The sequence below is a fragment of the Porphyromonas circumdentaria genome (assembly GCF_900167105.1).
Taxonomy (GTDB): domain Bacteria; phylum Bacteroidota; class Bacteroidia; order Bacteroidales; family Porphyromonadaceae; genus Porphyromonas; species Porphyromonas circumdentaria.
Genome location: NZ_FUXE01000003.1, coordinates 91,689 through 111,805, shown reverse-complemented (window position 1 = coordinate 111,805; position 20,117 = coordinate 91,689). Strand labels below are relative to the sequence as shown.

Below are 20,117 nucleotides of genomic sequence, written 5' to 3'. Positions count from 1 at the left end.
GGAAAAAGCTTCAAGTATAGTATGAGTAAAAAGTCTGTTATGTATGTTTTTACCTCTCCGTCCGTTTGTAAAAAGATGAGATTACAAATACTCCTTATCGTACTCTTCTCTATGTTTCTCTTACACTCCTTGCCCTCTTTTTCTTGGGGGCAAATAGCTTTCAAAATAGAGGCTCCAAACAGTGTAACCCTCTCTGATAAGATAACCGTACGATTCGTACTAACCAATGCTAAAGGGAGTAACTTCAAAGATCCAGAAGTCGAGGGAGTGTCCACTCTATACCCTCCGTCAAAAGCAATGACAGAGAGAGAGTTCAATGGCAAACCCTCTACCATCTATACAGGCACCTATCTTGCAGAGAAAGTCGGCACTATTCATATAGGTAGCGCACAAGTACAGGCAAAAGGGAAAGTCTATAAAACCTCTCCCCTTTTTATTAAAGTCTTACCTCAAGAGAAGGAGTTAAAGAAGCAGTCCCGCTCCTCATCTTCTTTTTTTATTAGAACTATTCCTGGCCATACAACAGTTTATCTACAAGAGGGCATATTGGTTTCTTATAAAATATATGCTCGAAGCAATCGCTTTGAGTTTGAGCAGTCTAAGTTTCCCGAGTATGATGGTTTTGTAGAGGAAGAGATAAAAACTCCACTTCAAAGCCAACTTGCTATGGAGCATTATAATGGTCAAAACTACTATACAGCTATCATTAGACAGTCTGTGATTATGCCTCAACGTTCAGGCGAGCTAACCATTCCAGAGGGAGAGATAAATTTGATAGTAGCTTTAGAAAAGAGTATTGAAAACGAAGATGAGTTCTTTGATACCTCCTCTACCCCTACCGACCGTAAGAAGATGTTAACTCCAAAGGTCAAAATCAAGGTACTTGATTTACCACAACCTACACCAGAAAACTTTGGTGGAGGTGTTGGCTCTTTCTCTATCAAAGCAGAACTTCCCGATGGAGATAAGGTAAAAACAGATGAACCCTTTAGAATGAGAGTAACAATAGCGGGAAAAGGTAATTTGAAGCTATTAACCCCTCCTACGCTAAAGCTCCCCGAAAGTTTTGAAATCTTAGACCAATCTTCTCAGTACGATATTGCGGCCTCAACTGATGGAATAAAAGGGCAAAGAGTTATAGAGTACCAAATAAACCCTCGTAATACGGGTAACTACTCTATCCCATCCCTTTCATTGGTTTATTTTGACCCTGCGAAAAAGAGATATGTTACAGAACAAACCCAAGAAATATCTTTTTCCGTGAAAAAAGGCTCTGCCCTTGCCTACGAAGAAAAAGAAAGCTCTCTCTCTCTCTCTTTGGAAAAAGATATTGCTCCTCTCCAGAAGAAGCCTTTTTACAATAAGAGCTTGACACAATTTCTCTACTCTCCATTCTACTGGCTTTTCTATTTGATACCACTCTCCATAGCTTTTATAGGGGGTTGGGGCTACAAGCGGTATCGTAAATCGCTTGAAGACGTCGCAGGCACAAAATGTAGAAAAGCTGCAAAAAGTACGATGCAACGCCTGAGAAACTTGGAAAAAGAGATAGGAAAAGAAGAGAATAGTAGCTTCTATGCTTCTTTATTATCGAGCGTACACACCTATCTCTCCGACAAATTTCAGATCCCCACCAGTCATTTGAGTACCATAAACATCCGAGAGAAGCTTAAGGCGACCAATTGTTCCGAAGAGGTTATTGAAGAATTTTTAGAGGTTATACAACAGGTGGAATACAGTCGCTATGCTCCCACAGGGATAGACCTCTCACCCTCTTCGCTACTTGAGCGTACGAAGACTGTGATAGAAACCATAGAGTCAAAGAAATGAAACAGACCTTTTTAATTACTGCCCTTCTTTTTTTCTTGCCTTTTTACGGAGTAAAGGGAACGGAAAATTTAATGCAAAAGGCACAGCAGCATTACGATAACAAAGAGTATACTTTGGCTATGGAGTGCTATAAAAAGATCCTTTCGAGCGAGCCATCGATAAGTGATGCCACTCTTTTTTACAACATTGCCAATACGTATTATCGCCAAGGAGAGCTGGGACGTGCCATACTTAACTACGAAAGAGCAGTACGGATTGCTCCCCAAAACAAAGAGACAAGGCATAGCCTGAAAGTAGCCAATAACCAAGTCGTAAAATCTATAGACTACTCCACTCCCTACCTCCAGTCCATAAGGGACAATATATTTCAAGTCTTTCCGGTACAATTATTCATCATACTATCTTTCCTTCTTGCGACTTTGTGTTTGGCGGGCGGAGCTTTTTTCCTATTAGCTCCCCAACGCCTCCATCGACAAATCGGATTCTATACAGCACTTGTCTCTTTATGCCTTTTTATTACTGCTCAGACTTTGCTGTATACTATATACAAGCAGTATAAAGACCCTTATGAGGCAATTGTATTAGAGGGGAAGGTGGCTGTAAAAACTTCTCCGAATGAAGAAAGCCCCTTGTTGAATACCCTTTATGAGGGAACTAAAATAAATATTGTAGATACTTCTTCTGACCAAAAGTGGATAGCTATACTACTGCCCGATGATAAATTGGGATGGCTTAAAAGAGCGTCTATCGAAACGGTTTATCCTTTTACCATTAAATAGTTTCTATATGTTGGATCAATTAATCTTGTGGGAAAGAGAACTCTTTTTGTCCCTAAACAACTTTCACACTCCTTTTTTGGATGCCTTCATGTACCTCATTTCTGCTCGATGGACATGGACAGCGGTGGTTATAGCACTCATATTGTGGGTATTCTATAAGCGATCTCCCAAAGAAGCTATTTTATTCATTATTGTTGCGGTATTGATGCACATAGTTTGTGACCAAATGGTCTCCTCCTTTATCAAGCCTCTATTTGGGCGTCTTCGTCCAGCCTATCATCCTTACACAAAAGAGGCTGTTATGAATGTTTATAAAGATTTAGGATGGGGATTCAGCTTTGTGTCGGGGCACGCCGCCAATTTCTTTGCTATTGCGCTATTTACGGCACTTTCTTTTAGGGATAGATGGTACACGCTTATAGTATTCCTATTGGCAACATTGGTGGCTTACAGTCGTGTTTATTTAGGAGTTCACTTCCTATCGGACATTATACCAGGGGCTATAATCGGCCTGCTATTGGGCTATCTCTTTTATCGTCTTTATATCTTCTCTCGCTCTAAAGTTTTGGGCAAGTCAAAGGCAAGTCTACCCCACAAAGTTTTTCAAAATAACATTGCTGTTTGGCGCACCATTGTATTGGGGTACCTATTTTTTATGGTCGCCTTTTCATTGGAGATGAGCAAGGCACTTATTCGGATTGGGTATTATGGGTGAGGAGGATAAAATTGTGAATGCAGCTCCCTCTTTATTACATTAAGAGTCTGCTTTATCACTTGCAGCATTGTTGCTTTCTCGGCTATCTGCCATAAATAATTAGAAATGGTATGAAGAAAGTGGTTATAGCTATTGACTCTTTCAAGGGTTGTCTCTCTTCCATAGATGCAGGAGAGGCGGTGGCAGCGGGCGTTCGTAACTTCCTACCGAACGCAGAAATCGTTGTAATGCCCATTGCCGATGGGGGTGAAGGTATGCAAGATGTACTCATAACCGCTACTCACGGGCAACGTATCGTTTTGAAAGCTTACTCTCCTTTAATGGAACTGCAAGAAACGTCTTATGGTATATCGGGAGATGGAGAGACAGCTTTCATCGAAATGGCAAGTATCAGTGGGCTTCCCTTAGTGCCTGAGGGGAGAAGAAACCCGATGCAAACGACTTCTTTCGGCACAGGAGAGCTGATTAAAGACGCCTTGACGCAAGGATGTCGGAAGTTTATCATCGGGCTTGGCGGAAGTGCTACCAACGATGCAGGTTTAGGAATGCTACAAGCATTGGGCTTTCGGTTCTATAATCGGGAGGGAAAAGAAGTTGGAGGCTCCTCGCCTTTATGCGGAGCTTTGCTCTCTGAGGTTTATCATATCGACTGTTCTTTGGTACACTCAGCTCTAAGTAATTCGCGTTTTACCGTTGCTTGCGATGTGCGCAATCCTTTCTGCGGTCCAGAAGGTGCTACACATGCCTTTGCCCCTCAGAAAGGAGCAAATCAAGATATGGTAACTCAATTAGAGGCTTCTATGCAACATCTGGTTAAGGTAATACGCCAATATAGCGGCAAGGATATTGCTTCGGTTCCTGGTGCTGGTGCTGCAGGGGGAATGGGTGGAGCACTACTGGCATTTCTCAAAGCAGAACTTAAACCAGGTATAGATCTCCTATTAGATGCATTGCACTTCTCGGAAAAGATACAAGATGCCGACTTAATTCTCACGGGTGAGGGAAAGGCCGATCGGCAAACTCTCATGGGCAAGGTTCCCTTGGGGGTACTCTATGAAAGTATGAAGCAGCAAATCCCCGTGGTACTATTGGCGGGAAGTATAGAAGCGACAGAAGAACTAAACAGAGCTGGATTTCTCGGAGTTTTTTCGATACTTCCCTCTCCTGTTGACTTAAAGCAGGCGATAAATCCCATCTACACACGAGATAATCTCCGACGTACAGCAGAGCAAGTATGCCGTCTATTAAGTTTTAACACCACCCAAAAGCATTAAAAGAGATTATTTCACAAAACCACTTTATACGAAAGAACCTCCCCTAACGCAATAGGAGAGGTTCTTTTTTGATACTCTATTAGGGGGCTATTATAAGCCAAAAGCCTCTTTCACTCGCTCTACATAGTCGAGCTTTTCCCAAGTAAAGAGTTCCACCTCTACTTCTACAGTTTTGTTATGGAAATAGTCAAATCGCTTGGTTACTTTCTCTGGCGTACGCCCAAAGTGTCCATACGAAGCAGTCTCTTGATAGATGGGTTGTCGTAAACCTAATCGTTGCTCGATAGCATAGGGGCGCAGGTCAAAAATCTCTGCTACCTTTTGTGCAATTTCTCCATCGGGAAGGGATACATGAGAAGTTCCGTTGGTATCTATATTGACACTAACAGGCTCTGCCACCCCGATAGCATAAGCAATTTGTACTTTCACCTCTTCTGCCACTCCTGCTGCGACTAAGTTCTTTGCGATATGGCGAGCAGCATAGGCTGCGGAACGGTCTACCTTTGAAGGGTCTTTACCCGAGAAAGCTCCTCCCCCATGACTACTACGTCCCCCGTAGGTGTCTACTATAATCTTGCGTCCCGTTAGTCCTGTATCTCCTGCAGGCCCTCCGATAACAAATTTTCCAGTCGGATTCACAAAAAGACGATAGCCATCGGCAAAGAGAGATTTATATTGCTCTCCATACATTGCCTCTATACGTGGCAAAACAATGGTGCGGATATCCTGCTCTATCTTGCTTCTCATCGCCTCGTCGGCCTCTTCTTGAGTAGCAAAAGAGCCTGTAGATGGCGTAATAAATTCGTCGTGTTGCGTAGATACGACTATTGTATGCACCTTGAGGGGTTTGTGGTCATCGCTATACTCGACTGTTACTTGGCTCTTGGCATCAGGACGCAAATAAGGCATCAAAGAGGGAGTGCTCTTCCGTATATTGGACAACTCTTTCAAAATAGAGTGCGAAAGAGCTACGGGAAGAGGCATATAATCAGGTGTTTCATTGGTAGCATAACCAAACATCATACCTTGATCTCCCGCCCCCTGCTCCTCGGGAGAGGTACGATCTACTCCTCGGTTAATATCCTGACTTTGATCGTGAATAGCAGATAAAACACCGCAACTCTCGGCATCAAATCCATAGTTCGACTTTGTATATCCTATACGACGTACTACATCGCGCACTACAGAATCAATATCGACGAATGCATTACTTCTTACCTCCCCTGCAACTACAACTTGCCCACGAGTTGCAAGAGACTCACAAGCTACCTTTGAGTGGGGGTCTGCAGCTAAAAGATAGTCTACTACTGCATCCGAAATTTGATCGCACACTTTGTCTGGGTGCCCTTCTGAAACAGATTCAGATGTAAATAAATAACTCATAAATAACTTCTATCAATCTAATGTTTATAAGGAACAGTAGACTCCACTTTCTTTCAAAGAAGAGGAGGCAACATCAGAGAGAACATTTGTAGAAGTTGTAAAGAACAAGCTCGGGTTAACGAGAGCACCGTTTCAAGAATAAGCCTTTAATGGAAGAAAGGCAAGTGCATTGCTTTCTGCTGTTAGGGAGAAAGTTTTAGCATTTTTTCTTGTGGTTGCAAGCTTTACAAATCCGTCCACAGTAACAATTCTTCTCTGAACTGTTCACCGCAAAGGTAGCTATTATTCTGTAAAATGCAATATGCTTCTTGCAAAAACATTCTTTGTAGAAGCAGTATCCTCGTTTTAAGCACTCTTTTCATCCCCTCTTAATAGAAATGATCTTCTCTCGCTGTAGCTTCATACTCTCGAAGTTGAATAGAACTTCCGAAAAGAGCAGATGAAAATATATCACAAGGGCGTATAGAATAGCTAATTACATTTTATATGGAGACAAAGGTTTGACAAAGGTCTAAAAAGGTCCTGTCTAAACTTTCATTCCCTCCTATGCAAACTCAACTTTCCTTCTGTGTAAACTTCCATCTGCTTATATGCAAACTTTTCTCCTTTCAAAAGCCCAAGATACACCCGATAGTACAAGATGAAAAGAAATAATAAATACTTTGAGGGTATGCCTCCCTTGCGTAACCATTCTTTGTGTACTTTTGTAACTATAAATATCAAAAACAAATTGACAATGTACAGAACAAATACATGCGGAGAACTCCGAATTAAGGATATTGACAAAAAGGTCACTCTTGCAGGATGGGTGAGTAAAATTCGTCGTATGGGGGCTATGACTTTCATCGATCTTCGTGACAGGTATGGTATTACCCAACTTGTTTTCGACTCCAACCACCCCGAGTTGGATAAGGTTGTGGATCAATTGGGACGAGAGTGCGTATTGCAGGCTACTGGCGTTGTACGTGAGCGATCCTCCAAAAACAATCGTATCCCTACGGGTGATATCGAAATAGAAGTAACCGATTGCTCTTTATTGAACCCATCAGAGACCCCTCCTTTTACCATAGAAGATGTTTCTGATGGAGGAGATGAGCTTCGCATGAAATATCGTTATCTCGACCTGCGTCGTACCCCTGTAAGAAGCAATATAGAGTTGCGCCATCGTATGGCTCTCATAACTCGTAACTATCTCGATAGTTTGAACTTCTTAGAGATAGAAACTCCCATGCTCATAAAGTCTACCCCTGAGGGTGCGAGAGACTTTGTGGTCCCCTCTCGTATGAATCAAGGAGAGTTTTATGCCCTCCCTCAGTCTCCTCAAACATTCAAACAGCTCCTTATGGTAGCAGGCATGGATCGATACTTTCAGATTGTGAAATGCTTTCGCGACGAAGACTTGAGAGCCGACAGACAACCCGAGTTTACTCAGATAGACTGCGAAATGAGCTTCGTCAAACAAAATGACGTACTTGAGGTTTTCGAGGGGCTTGCCGTGGAGCTTTTCAGTAAAATCAGAAACATATCTATTCCCACTCCCTTTAGACGCATGACTTGGCATGAGGCCATGAGCAAATACGGATGCGATAAGCCAGACATTCGCTTCGGGATGGAAATCAATGAAATAACAGACCTTTGCCACGGTAAGGGTATGTCTTTGATGGAAGAAGCTCCTTACGTGGGAGCGATTGTTGTACCCCAAGCAAGCGAATATACTCGTAAGCAAATCGATGCCCTTACGGATTTTGTTAAGCGTCCGCAAGTCGGTGCCAAAGGGTTGGTATGGATAAAGTACAATGCCGATGGCTCTTTCAAGAGTAGTATTGACAAGTTTTTTACACCCGAAGATTTGAAAGCGATAGCCCTCTCTACAAAGGCAGAAGCCGGAGATATGCTACTTGTGCTAATGGGAGAGCGAGAAACTACTCAAAAGCAGCTCGGTACACTGCGTCTACATATGGGAGACGAGCTGAATTTGAGAGACCCTAATCGATTTGAGTGTCTATGGGTGGTGGACTTCCCTCTCTTGGAGTGGGACGAAGAGACCCAACGTTTTTACGCTATGCACCACCCTTTCACTTCTCCCAAGGAAGAGGATATTGCCCTCTTGGATAAAGATCCCAAGTCGGTTCGTGCCAATGCTTACGATATGGTTATCAATGGTGTGGAAGTCGGCGGCGGCTCTATTCGTATTCACGATTCGGAGCTACAACACAAAATGTTTGAAGTCTTGGGCTTTACCCCAGAGAAAGCCGAGGAACAATTTGGCTTCCTTATGAATGCCTTTAAGTACGGAGCTCCCCCTCATGGAGGTGTTGCTTTCGGACTGGACAGGTGGGTCGCTATTATGGCAGGGTTAGACTCCATTAGAGACTGTATTGCCTTCCCTAAAAACAACGCAGGGCGTGATGTTATGATAGAGGCACCTTCTAAGATTGACCAAGAGCAATTGGACGAGCTTAGCATTCAAATTAAACCTATTACTCAATAATCCTTTTCGGATGCCTTTACATAGAGATATCATTGCCTCTATTGAGCGTGTAGCCCCTCTTTCCTTACAAGAGAGGTGGGACAATAGTGGTTGGCAGGTAGGAGACCCCGAGAAGGAGTGTCAAGGAGTCTTGTTGGCGGTAGAAACAACAGAGAGTACGGTCCAAGAGGCAATAGCCTGCGGGGCTAATCTTTTGATTACGCATCATCCTATTCTGTTTCATCCACTAAAGAGAGTATCTACACACACCTATCAAGAGCGGGTAGTAGCCTTGGCCATCAAGCATGATATTGCCATTTACGCCGCTCATACCAGTGTGGATAACGCCTCCTTGGGTATCAACCGACTTTTAGCCGATCGATTAGGGTTACAACACACACGTTCTTTGGTCCCTTTGTCAGGACAGTTGTATAAATTGGTTGTGATGCTTCCTCCAGAGGCTTTGGAGGGGGTAGAAAGAGCACTTTCGCTCTCGGGAGCGGGTCGTTTGGGGGCCTATGACCACTGTTCTTTCAGGACCTCGGGAATTGGAAGTTTTCGCCCCTTAGAGGGAGCCAACCCCTATTCGGGAATAGTAGGCGAAATTCATCGAAGCGATGAATTTGCCCTCCAAGTACTTGTGCCTCAAGAGCATCTATCTGCCGTTCTCAAGGCACTATACGAGGCTCATCCCTACGAAGAGCCTGCTTTTGACATCATACCTCTTGCTAATAAAAATCCACACGTGGGTACGGGTATCGTAGGAGAACTTATTGAACCCATCAGTGAAAAGGATTTACTGGCTTGCTTGAAAGATTTTGAAAAAGTAGAGCGTGTTGCTTATTCCCAACCTTTATGCAAAAAGATAAAAAGAATAGCCCTGTGTGGGGGAAGCGGCGGTAGTTTCCTCTCCAATGCCATAGCCTCTGGAGCAGATGCCTATATTACGGGAGAGGCTAAGTATAACGATTTTCTCGATGCTCAAGGGCAGATTCTACTGGCCACCATAGGGCATTTTGAGAGTGAATCCATATTTTGTTCTTTTTGTGAAGAGAACATATTGGCGAATTTTGCTAACTTTGTAGTTCGGATAGCAAAGAGTGATTTTAATCCGGTTAACTACTTATAACCATTTAGATATGCCTAATAAACAGACGACACCTCAAAACGAAGAGCAACAGATTGCAGAAAGACTGAAAGCAGTAGCCCGTTTACAAATGACCCTCTCCCGTATAGATAAGATAGAAACCTTGCGAGGGGAGCTTCCTATAGAGGTACAACACATAGAAGATGAACTGGTAGGTATTCATACAAGACTTGAAAACTATACAGCTTCTGCTAAAAGTTTAACACAATCTGTTACGGCAGAAAAAACAAAGATTGCTCAATCTCGAGAGCTTTTAGAGAAGTATCGTGCGCAGTTGGATAGAGTACGTAACAATAGAGAGTACGACAACTTATCAAAAGAGATCGAGTATCAAGAGTTGGAGGTTGAGTATTCCGAAAAGAAAATACGTGAGTATACAGCTGAGTTACAAACACGCAAGGCAGATATAAACGCATTGAAGGAGTTGTATGATTTGCGTTCGGAAGACTTAAAAGCAAAGAAAGCCGAGCTTGACGATATCATCAAAGAAACACATGAGGAGGAGGAAAGACTTCGCGCCCAAGCTGCAGAGCTTGAAAAGGATATTGACGACCCTCGCTTGCTTTCTGGTTTTATGCGTATTCGTAGTGGAGCTCGCAATGGTCTTGCCGTAGTACCTATTGACAGAGATGCCTGTGGTGGTTGCTTTAACCGTATTCCTCCCCAGCACCAATTAGAGATAAAGCTCTGTAAAAAGATTACTATCTGCGAGTATTGTGGTCGCATTATTATTGATCCAGATTTGATGGAAAACGCTTAATAGATTCGTTGCAGTTTATTACTATCTACATAAAATTCTTTGTATGCTGGGAGGTCCCAACTGCAAAGAATTTTTCTTTTTAGGCAGAATATTATTCCTGAGTAATGATACGAAGAGTAGACACTACTGTTTATCACCACCCTCTTATTAAGAAGGTAAAAGAGACCATAGAAAAACACTCTTTACTTACACCCAACGAAAAGGTGCTTGTTGGGCTAAGTGGAGGAGCCGACTCGGTCGCTCTATTAATCTCCCTATCTATATGTGGCTACCCATGTGTGGCCTTGCATTGTAACTTTCACTTACGTGGAGAAGATAGCAATCAAGATGCCTCTTTTTGTAAAGCTCTTTGTGCGCGCTACTCTATCCCGCTCTCTGTGTGTAGTTTCGACACTAAGCTCCATGCAGAGCGAGAAAAAATCTCCATAGAGATGGCCGCTCGTAATCTTCGGTATACTGCTTTCCAAGAGGAGATAAAAAAGCATTCCATTAAGAAAATTGCCGTAGCACATCACTTACAGGATAATGTAGAGACATTACTGGGCAATATAGCCCTTGGGTCGGGCATCAAAGGATTAAAAGGGATTCCAATTAGAAGAGACAATATCATCAGACCTTTTTTGGAAATTGATCCCAAACACATATACAGCTTCCTCGAAGTATTGGGAGAAAAGTATTGCATAGATCACACCAATCAAGATACCTCTATTCGTCGCAACTATATAAGGCACTCTATCCTACCCCACTTTGACCATCTAAACCCCAACTTTTTAGAGGCGACTCAACGCCTTTTTGAAAATCTGCGAGAGGTACAAGAGCTATATATTCAGAGAGTAGAGAGCATCCTACAAGAGGCGTACATAGCGAGCAAAGATGAGACTACAGAAGTATATTTGTGCGAACCTATAGCCACCTCTCAAGCTCCTCTTGCTATTTTACACGAAATACTCTCCTCAAAGGGATTTACCCGTAACGAATTAGAGAAATTTGCCTATCGACTTACAGAAAAAGAGTCGGCAACGATCTACTCGCCTACTCATCAGGTAACCCGCTCCTATGGAAGGATCTTTATATCCTCAAGAGAGGATACTTTTCAAAGCATTCCTCCTTTAACACTGGAACTGACAGAGCGTTCTGGAGAGTGCAATACACCCTATGGAACAATACGATACACTTTTTGTGAGCAAGCTCCTGTTCAAAAAGGTAAAAACATAGCCCTAATTGACGTTAGTGCGTATAGCTTTCCTCCGCAGGGTACACTCTCTTTGCACTTGGCTCTTCCCGAGTTGAGTAGTAAGATAAGACCCTTAGGACTGCGAGGACAGAAAGAGATAAAAAAAATACTCCGAGAGCAGAAACTAACCGAGAGAGAAAGAAAGAGAGTTCCTCTTTTGACACTCGAGGCTATTCCTCTATGGCTAATGCCCTATACTCGTACAGATGCTCTGCTAGTTAAGGAAACAACAACTCAGATATTAGTGCTTGAGGTCGTTTAGAGTTCGACATTTTAGAGTTCCAAAGCGTATAGTACAATAGATAAAAGTGCTAACTTTGGAGGAAAAGGATAAATCTTTTGTATAAATCTATATCGTATGAATGTGAAATTACATATAACAAAAAGAAACACAGTGCTCTACGCCCTATTTCTTGGGCTCTTCTCATCACTTTTCTTTTCTTGTAAGGGGGGGAGTAATACCTTTAACTCTGCAAGTGGAAGTCCTGGGGAGTTGCTTCTCGTTATGGACGAAGATTTGCTCTCCTCTATATCGGGCGAAATAGTAAAAGAAATGCTACAGGAAGAGGTTACTGCCCTACCCCAGATAGAGCCGTGGATGAAAGTACAAACCGTTGCCACGCACAATTTTGAAGATTTTCTGCGCAATACTCGCAATATTGTAATTGTACAAAATGATGGGGCAATATATTCTCACAATGCCGTGAAATACAGTTATGACGAGTGGGCCAAAGGGCAATTGGTAATCGTTATACAAGTGCCCTCTAAGGACTCCTTAAAAACATTAGCAGAGCATAAGGGCGGTATGGTACGCAACTTACTACTGCGTCATGAACTATATAGGTATGCCGAGCTTTGGAAAAAATCTTTCAGTACCAAAGCAGACTCTTACAGCAAGGAATTATTTGGTTACCATATCAACTTGCCCGAGGATATTCAATCTTACAAAAAGGGAGAGAATTTCTTGTGGCTTTCCAATAATGCCTATTCTAAGCGTACAGATGTAGTCATATATAAGCATCCTTATAATGGAGGGGAAGATTTTTCAAAGGAGAGACTGCTACAAATACGAGACAGTGTATTAGGCAAAAACATCCCAGGAGCAACCCCAGACAGCTATATGACCACCACAGAGGGGAGCACCAAGCATCGTCTCATAAAAATGCCTAATGGCACCATCATTAGAGAGCTAAAGGGATTATGGGAAACAAGCGGTTCTTCGGCTATGGCGGGTCCTTTCGTCGCTCATGTACTAACGGTACCAGAGGAAAAAGCTATGTATTACATCGAGGGATTTGTATATCATCCCAACGAAAACAAACGGGAGTTGATACGCCGTATACAAGCTACGCTTTTCTCTTTTAGACCTGTAAGTCAGGAAGCGTTTGATATAGAAGCTATCAAGGGTATTTGGTGGTCAGAAGCAGAGTAAAGAGACTTTAGATAAAATGGAAAAAAAGACATATAGACCTCGCATTGGTATTACCCATGGGGATATCAATGGTATTAACTACGAATTATTACTCCGCATTTTTGCCAATAGCGATATGTGCGAGTTTTATACTCCCATCATATACGGCTCTCCGAAAGTAGCAAGCTACTGGCGTAAAGTATTAAAGATGGACACTACTCCCTGGAATAGAATATCTCTACCCGAGGAGGCCGTGGAGGGAGAGGTTAACATACTTTCGTGCGTTTCGGACGAAGTTAAGGTAGATATTGGAGTGCCCTCCGAGGTGGCTGGAAATTCCGCCTATCAGGCTTTAGATCTGGCTACAAAACATGCATTGGAGAAAAGGATTGATGCTCTTGTAACAGCCCCCATTAATAAGTCTGTCATGCCTCAAGAACTCTTCCCTTATAAAGGACATACGGACTTTTTGGGAGACCGTTGTGGGCTTGAAGAGGGAAAAAAGCCTCTCATGATTTTAATGAAAGACGAGGTGCGAGTTGCCTTAGCTACCACGCATTTGCCCATTAAAGAGGTCCCCGAGAATATTAATCAAGATTTGATTATTTCCAAACTAAAAGATATAGAGCAATCTTTGCAGAGAGATTTCAATATCTCTAAACCGAGGATTGCTGTTTTGGGATTAAACCCTCACTGTGGCGATAATGGACTTATTGGAAAAGAGGAGGAAGAGATAATAGCCCCCGCTATCAGGAGAGCTCTGGAAGAAGAGAGATTATTGGCCTTTGGTCCCTTTGCTGCAGATGGTTTTTGGGGTTCAGCGGAGCTTTCTAAGTACGATGCCATCCTCTCTTTGTACCATGACCAGGGATTGGCTCCTTTCAAAGCTCTATTTATGGATGAAGGCGTGAATTTTACGGCTGGTCTTCCCATTGTTCGCACTTCTCCCGACCATGGCACTGGATTTGACATTGCGGGTCAGGGGAAAGCCTCTGAAGAATCTTTACGCCAAGCCATTTATGTAGCTATCGACACAATACGCAACCGACATAGATTTGACTATGCTCGTCGTAATCCTCTGCGCAAACTCTATTCAGAGCGAGGACAAGACAATGAAAGCATAGAGGCAATCGAACATCAAGATTAGAAGGTATATCAAAGTGTCTAAAGAGTTCCCTCTTTTAAATGTGTATACAGCTTCTGCTGGAGCTGGCAAAACCTACACACTGACACGTGAGTATCTCGCCTTTGCTCTTGTAGCTCCCGAGGAAGAGTTTAAGCGCATTGTCGCTATGACTTTTACCAATAAAGCTACCAACGAAATGAAAGAACGCATCGTAGAGGCTCTCTTTCAACTTTGTTTTGGAAATCAAGAGCAGGGGTTGTTGGTCGAATTATCGGCCGAATTAGAGCTTAGCGAGGAGGATATACGTGCGAAGTCTTGGAAAATGCTTTTAGCCTTATTGGGAGATTATTCTTCTTTTAAGGTGAAAACAATCGATTCTTTTTTTCAAGAGATAATCCGCACATTTGCCTACGAACTCAACTACTCAGGCAATTACAAGATAGAGATGGACGCAGAGTTGTGGCTCTATCAATCTATACTACTCCTATTACATAGCCTCCATGCAGCAGGATATGAAGACCTAAGGCATTGGATAACCGAACTCTCCGAAGAGACAATCGAAGAAGGGCAGGGGCACGATTTGACCAAAACCTTGATGCGTTTGGGAAGGGAACTTTTTAAGGAGATGCCCCTCAGAGCAATAAATACAGAAGGCTTTCCGACGAAAGCACAGATACGAGAGGCTCGAAAAGCTCTATCCCTCTTCCTATCTCTGTGCGATCAAAAACGGCTACACATCGCCCAAGAAGCGATCGCTATTATGCAACAAGAGGGTCTCGACCCTACTTCTTTTAAGGGAAAAGGTCGCTCCCCACTCTCTATATATACCAAGATTGTAAGCCGTCCCGACGTAGTCCCTTCTCTAACCGACACTTTTCTTAGAATAGATACTTCGGAAGATTATGCCGAATACATAACAGATGCGATTCGTAAAAATGAAGCCCTTTATGCATCCTACTGTCGTATTATCGAGGGAGGATTGAGAGAGTGCAACCAATCCCTCATAAGGCTTCATGTACAGCGACGAACAGCAAGTATTATTCTAAAACATCTCTCTAAACTCGGTACGCTGAGTGATATAAATCAGACTATGTACCAGTTGGGACAAGAGCAAAATACAATGCTATTGGGCAACTCCCAGCACTTTATTCATCGTATCATAGAGGGAGCTTCTGCGCCTTTTATCTATGAAAGATTGGGTAATGCCTTGCACCACCTTATGCTTGATGAGTTTCAAGATACGGCTCGCTTGCAATACGAAAATTTGCGCCCTCTACTCGAGAATACTCTCGCTTCGGGCAAAGACAACCTTATCGTTGGGGATATAAAGCAGAGTATTTACAAGTTTCGCAACTGCGATCGTTCCATTTTAGGGCAAGATCTGCAAAGAGACTTCCCTTCCTACTTCAAAAGTCACGTACTCGAGTACAATTGGCGTAGTTGTCAAGAGATCGTCCTTTTTAATAATAGACTATTTGACCTACTACCTAAAATTGTTTCAAACTTCTTAAAAGAAAAAGTAGAGCACAGTAAATTGATCTTTGAGAAGTCAGACTATGAAAACTATGCTCCTGCCGATGATGTAACGACCAATATAACGGATTGTTATGCTACTACCCAACAATTAATTCCTCCCAAAAACTGCTCTTTTCAGGGGGGAGTAGAGGTGCTTTTTTATAACAAAAAAGAAGAGACTCCAACTGATTGTGAAGACAAACGAAGTATCCCCGAAGTAGTGCTCTCCCTCATAGAGGAGAAAGGGTATGCCCCCAAAGATATTGCTATTCTTGCCAACAAGAATGACGAGATCGCCCAAGTAGCCGAATGCTTATTAAAGTATATAGACCAACATCCAGAAAAGGAGCAAAAACTCAAATTTATTTCTGCCAGGGCTTTATTAACGACCAATTCAAGTTCCGTTCGGCTTGTTGTCAATCTTCTTCGCTCTCTTGCCAATTCTAAAAATTTACAGCAGTACAAGTTGACAAGAGAGCACTATTACTCTCTCTGTTTTTCTTCTAAGGGAGAAGTTGCAGAGGAGGATTATAGAAACATGGTACAAGAGCTACTTAATCGCATGCCCTACTTGACTATATACGATCTTGTAGTAACAATTATTGATTTCTTAGAGGGTATCACAACGCCCGAAGAGGCCCCCTACATCACTCACTTTTTAGACCTTGTATATAATTTCCATTGTGAAGAACCAACGGATATATCGGGATTTATAACTTGGTGGGATACTAAAGGATGTAAAAGCCAGTTGCCCGAAGAGCAAGGTGTAGAGGCAATAACGCTTCTTACAATTCACCAATCCAAGGGGCTTGGTTTCCCCATCGTTTTACTACCCTATCCTACTTGGTCTCTATCGGGTATGCGCAACTCTTTTTCTTTCATTTGGGCATCCATTCCCGAGGATATTCGTAACGAATTAGGCATTAACTTATCATTAGTCCCGCTAGAGAAAAGCTCTACTCAATTGTCTGACAGCCTATTTGCTAGAAACTATTTTCAAGAGCTAACAGATGAGATAATTGATAAACTCAACCTCTTTTATGTAGCAATGACTCGTGCTAAAAAAGGTCTTCTACTATGGTTGCCCGAAGAAAAAGAGGATAAAAAAGAGATTGTTTCAGACTCTTTAGATAGTTTACTCAATCATGTTTTTAAGCATTACGACTTAAAAGAGTTTTTGATGCCTATACCAGTACAAGAAAAAAAAGAGGAACATTCTTTCAATGAAAAACAGTTATCTTATCCGCATAGAAGCACAGAGACGGGGCAAGCTAATTACATAACAGTTCGCCTAAAGGCAAAAAATACTTTTAGAGAGACAGAAGCAATTCGACACGGAGCCATTATGCACGAAGTGCTAAGTAGTATAGAAACAATAGACAATATTGACAAAGCTCTAAAGAAAATGCTTAATGAGGGTAAACTGTTGGATAAAGAACTCAACGAGTTGGAGTGTCGCTTAAAAGAAGAGCTCTCTAAACCCGAGGTTTCTCAATGGTTTTCTCCCGAGACTACTATTCTTAATGAACAGGATATACTACTTCCACAAAAGATTAATTTCTATCGTCCTGACCGTATTATCATACTCCCCAATGAAGAGGTTATAGTTGTAGACTACAAATTTGGAGAACAACAGAAGAAGTACAATAGGCAAGTATCCCGATATATATCCTTATTGGAAAATATGGGATATAAAAATGTAAAAGGGTACTTATGGTATTTCGAAGAAAAAAGCTCTTTCATATCTTTTGTAAAAAGAGATTAATAGCCAATATAATGTGTTATCTTTGACAAGCAAGCAATACAAAAACATCTATATACAAAATGACAATTAAAGAATATATCCAGACCAACGAGCAAAGATTCTTAGAAGATCTTTTCGAGATTATTCGCATCCCCAGCATCAGTTCTAAGACCGAGCATAAACCCGATATGGAGCGGATGGCTCAGCATTGGTGCCAATACTTTAAAAAAATAGGTATGGATCGTTCGGAGGTCTATCCCACTGCAGGTAATCCTGTTGTATATGCAGAGCGAATGATCAGTCCTACAGCTAAAACAATTCTCATCTACGGACATTATGATGTAATGCCAGCTGAGCCTCTTGAGCTGTGGAATAGCGAGCCTTTTGATCCTGTTATTCGTGACGGTCATATCTGGGCGCGCGGAGCTGATGACGATAAGGGACAAACAATGATACAGGTGGCTGGTTTGCAAACGGCGTTGGCACTTGATTTAGTGAAGTGTAATGTGAAGATTATCTTCGAGGGAGAAGAAGAAATTGGCTCTACTCACTTGGGCACTTTTTGCGAAAAGTACAAAGATATGCTCAAGGCCGATGCTATATTAGTATCTGACACCAGTATGGTAAGTAGAGAAACTCCCACATTGACAACTGGATTGAGAGGGTTGGCTTACTGGGAAATAGAAATTACAGGACCTAATAGAGACCTTCACTCGGGACATTTTGGAGGAGCCGTTGCTAACCCTATCAACGAACTCTCAAAAATTATAGCTCAAATGGTCGATCAAGAGGGACGTATTACGATACCCCACTTCTACGATGATATAGTACCCTTAAGTACAGAGGAACGAGAAATGATTGCTCAGATTCCTTTCTCGGAAGAGAAATATAAAGAGGCAATCGATGTAGATGCTCTGTTTGGAGAGACAGGGTATAGTACGTTGGAGCGGAACAGTTGTCGCCCCAGCTTTGACGTTTGTGGCATTTGGGGTGGTTATACAGGAGAAGGTGCCAAAACCGTACTACCATCAAAAGCGTATGCCAAGGTGTCTACACGTTTGGTAGCCAACCAAGATCACTCTAAAATATCACAGCTATTTGTCGATTATGTAAAGCAGATAGCCCCCCCCTATGTACGAGTTAAAGTTACTCCTATGCACGGCGGAGAAGCCTATCTCTGTCCTATAGATCTTCCCGCATACAAGGCAGCTGAGCAGGCTTGTGAGGTCGCTTTTGGAAAACGCCCTTTGGCAATTCGTCGAGGAGGAAGTATCCCTATCATTGCACAATTTGAGAAGATATTGGGAGTAAAGAGTGTTTTAATGGGCTTCGGGTTGGAGAGTAACGCTATCCATTCACCCAACGAAAACTTTCCATTAGACTTATTCCGCATTGGTATAGAAGCTGTGGCAGAATTCTATCGTTTCTATAGATAAGTACATGAAGCCGATTTTAATATCTGGAGCACAAATAAATGGAATTACCCAAGATCTTCTCATTAAGGGTAACAGAATTGAACGCATAGCTCCCTTTATTCCTCAGAAAGAGGGATACGATGTCTTAGAGGGGGCTAATCGTGTAGTAGTACCAGGCATGGCTAATACGCATACCCATGCTGCTATGACCCTATTCAGAGGCTATGGAGACGATTTACCTCTCATGCCTTGGTTAGAAGATTATATTTGGCCTGTAGAAGCACATCTAACTGACGAGGATATTTATTGGGGTGTGCGTTTGGCTTGTCTCGAAATGATCCGTACAGGGACTACGGTTTTTCTCGATATGTATGCCTCCCCCTTAGCTACAGCTCAAGCCGTAGAAGACTCTGGGATAAGAGCCGTAGTCGGTTGTACCCTATTTGATAGAGGAGATGAAACTCGAGCTAAAATTGATCGAGAGAACTGCTATAAATATCTCAAAGATTTTGAGCAATTCTCCGATAGAGTTATTTACTCTGTTGCGCCTCATGCCATCTATACAGTTAGTGGGGAGCAATTGCAGTTTTGCCGCAAATTTGCCGATGAAACGGGTGTCTTCGTACACCTTCATCTTTCAGAAACCCAGAAAGAAGTAGAGGATGCTATCAAACAGTATGGGCTACGCCCCGCTCACTATCTCGAAAAGATAGGAGCTATAAGCGACCGTTTCATATTGGCTCACAGCCTCTGGTTAGAGGACGATGAACTCGACATTATTGCAAAATCAGGAGCTGCCACAGTTCATAACCCGGCTTCTAATATGAAGTTAGCCTCAGGGTACTCTTTCCGATTTGAAGAGATGAAGAAACGAGGTATTCCCATAGGTATCGGTACAGATGGATGCTCTTCCTCCAACAATTTAGATATGTTTATAGCCATGCGCTTAGCTGCACTATTGGGTAAGGTTTGGAGGTATGATCCAACAGCAACATCGGCAAAAGATATTTACCAAGCGGCTACAGAAGCGGGCTATAACATTTTAGGATTAGAGGGAGGCGTATTGAAAGAGGGTGCACTGGCGGACTTGTGTCTGCTAAAAACAAAGATACCAACAATGGTGCCGATGCACAATTTAGTATCCAATCTTGTGTACTCAGCAGATGGCTCTGTTGTAGACACGACAATTGTAAACGGATGCATTCTAATGCGAGAAGGGACCATACCAGGAGAGGAAGAGGTTATTATGAAAGCAGCACAAAGAGCCTATAACTTAATAGCTAATTATGGTATAAAACAAAAGTAAAACTATGG

14 protein-coding genes are annotated in these 20,117 nt (G+C 42.4%); 13 read left to right on the top strand and 1 reads right to left on the bottom strand.

Features of this window, described 5'->3' with window-relative positions; all coding sequences use genetic code 11:
• The first annotated feature begins 21 nt into the window (after positions 1-21).
• The 4 genes from B5D06_RS01995 to B5D06_RS01980 all read left to right on the top strand — a co-directional run bounded on the left by B5D06_RS01995 (position 22) and on the right by B5D06_RS01980 (position 4,598).
• The gene (locus B5D06_RS01995; RefSeq protein ID WP_143742571.1) at positions 22-1,830 is read left to right on the top strand and encodes a BatD family protein; all 1,809 of its coding nucleotides are present in this window, start codon (positions 22-24) and stop codon (positions 1,828-1,830) included.
• Positions 1,827-2,609 (top strand): tetratricopeptide repeat protein, encoded by a 783-nt coding sequence (locus B5D06_RS01990; RefSeq protein WP_078736351.1) that lies wholly within the window; start codon positions 1,827-1,829, stop codon positions 2,607-2,609. The genes B5D06_RS01995 and B5D06_RS01990 overlap by 4 nt, the downstream gene beginning before the upstream one ends.
• Before the next feature lie 7 nt (positions 2,610-2,616).
• The gene (locus tag B5D06_RS01985) at positions 2,617-3,324 is read left to right on the top strand and encodes a phosphatase PAP2 family protein (protein WP_078736350.1); all 708 of its coding nucleotides are present in this window, start codon (positions 2,617-2,619) and stop codon (positions 3,322-3,324) included.
• 110 nt (positions 3,325-3,434) lie between these two features.
• Positions 3,435-4,598 (top strand): glycerate kinase, encoded by a 1,164-nt coding sequence (locus B5D06_RS01980; protein ID WP_078736349.1) that lies wholly within the window; start codon positions 3,435-3,437, stop codon positions 4,596-4,598.
• 90 nt (positions 4,599-4,688) lie between these two features.
• Here the strand turns inward: B5D06_RS01980 and metK are convergent, their stop codons facing one another.
• The gene (gene metK, locus B5D06_RS01975) at positions 4,689-5,981 is read right to left on the bottom strand and encodes a methionine adenosyltransferase (protein ID WP_078736348.1); all 1,293 of its coding nucleotides are present in this window, start codon (positions 5,979-5,981) and stop codon (positions 4,689-4,691) included.
• Positions 5,982-6,717: 736 nt separating this feature from the next.
• Here metK and aspS point away from each other — a divergent pair.
• The 9 genes from aspS to B5D06_RS01930 all read left to right on the top strand — a co-directional run bounded on the left by aspS (position 6,718) and on the right by B5D06_RS01930 (position 20,109).
• On the top strand, positions 6,718-8,472 hold the full coding sequence (gene aspS, locus B5D06_RS01970) for an aspartate--tRNA ligase (protein WP_078736410.1): 1,755 nt from the start codon (positions 6,718-6,720) through the stop codon (positions 8,470-8,472).
• Between the two features lie 10 nt (positions 8,473-8,482).
• A complete protein-coding gene (locus B5D06_RS01965; RefSeq protein ID WP_078736347.1) occupies positions 8,483-9,580 on the top strand; it encodes a Nif3-like dinuclear metal center hexameric protein in 1,098 nt (365 codons plus the stop codon).
• A gap of 10 nt (positions 9,581-9,590) precedes the next feature.
• Complete coding sequence (locus tag B5D06_RS01960; RefSeq protein WP_078736346.1) at positions 9,591-10,358, top strand: zinc ribbon domain-containing protein; 768 nt, start codon at positions 9,591-9,593, stop codon at positions 10,356-10,358.
• A gap of 104 nt (positions 10,359-10,462) precedes the next feature.
• Entirely contained in the window at positions 10,463-11,854 is a 1,392-nt protein-coding gene (gene tilS, locus B5D06_RS01955) for a tRNA lysidine(34) synthetase TilS (protein WP_078736345.1), read from the top strand.
• Between the two features lie 96 nt (positions 11,855-11,950).
• Entirely contained in the window at positions 11,951-13,024 is a 1,074-nt protein-coding gene (locus tag B5D06_RS01950) for a DUF4837 family protein (RefSeq protein WP_078736344.1), read from the top strand.
• 16 nt (positions 13,025-13,040) lie between these two features.
• Positions 13,041-14,150 (top strand): 4-hydroxythreonine-4-phosphate dehydrogenase PdxA, encoded by a 1,110-nt coding sequence (pdxA, locus tag B5D06_RS01945; RefSeq protein ID WP_078736343.1) that lies wholly within the window; start codon positions 13,041-13,043, stop codon positions 14,148-14,150.
• A 13-nt stretch (positions 14,151-14,163) separates the two neighbouring features.
• Complete coding sequence (locus tag B5D06_RS01940) at positions 14,164-17,409, top strand: UvrD-helicase domain-containing protein (RefSeq protein WP_078736342.1); 3,246 nt, start codon at positions 14,164-14,166, stop codon at positions 17,407-17,409.
• A 59-nt stretch (positions 17,410-17,468) separates the two neighbouring features.
• Positions 17,469-18,824: a dipeptidase gene (locus B5D06_RS01935; RefSeq protein ID WP_078736341.1), complete on the top strand. Its 1,356-nt coding sequence runs from the start codon at positions 17,469-17,471 to the stop codon at positions 18,822-18,824.
• 4 nt (positions 18,825-18,828) lie between these two features.
• A complete protein-coding gene (locus B5D06_RS01930; RefSeq protein WP_078736340.1) occupies positions 18,829-20,109 on the top strand; it encodes an amidohydrolase in 1,281 nt (426 codons plus the stop codon).
• Positions 20,110-20,117 lie beyond the last annotated feature (8 nt).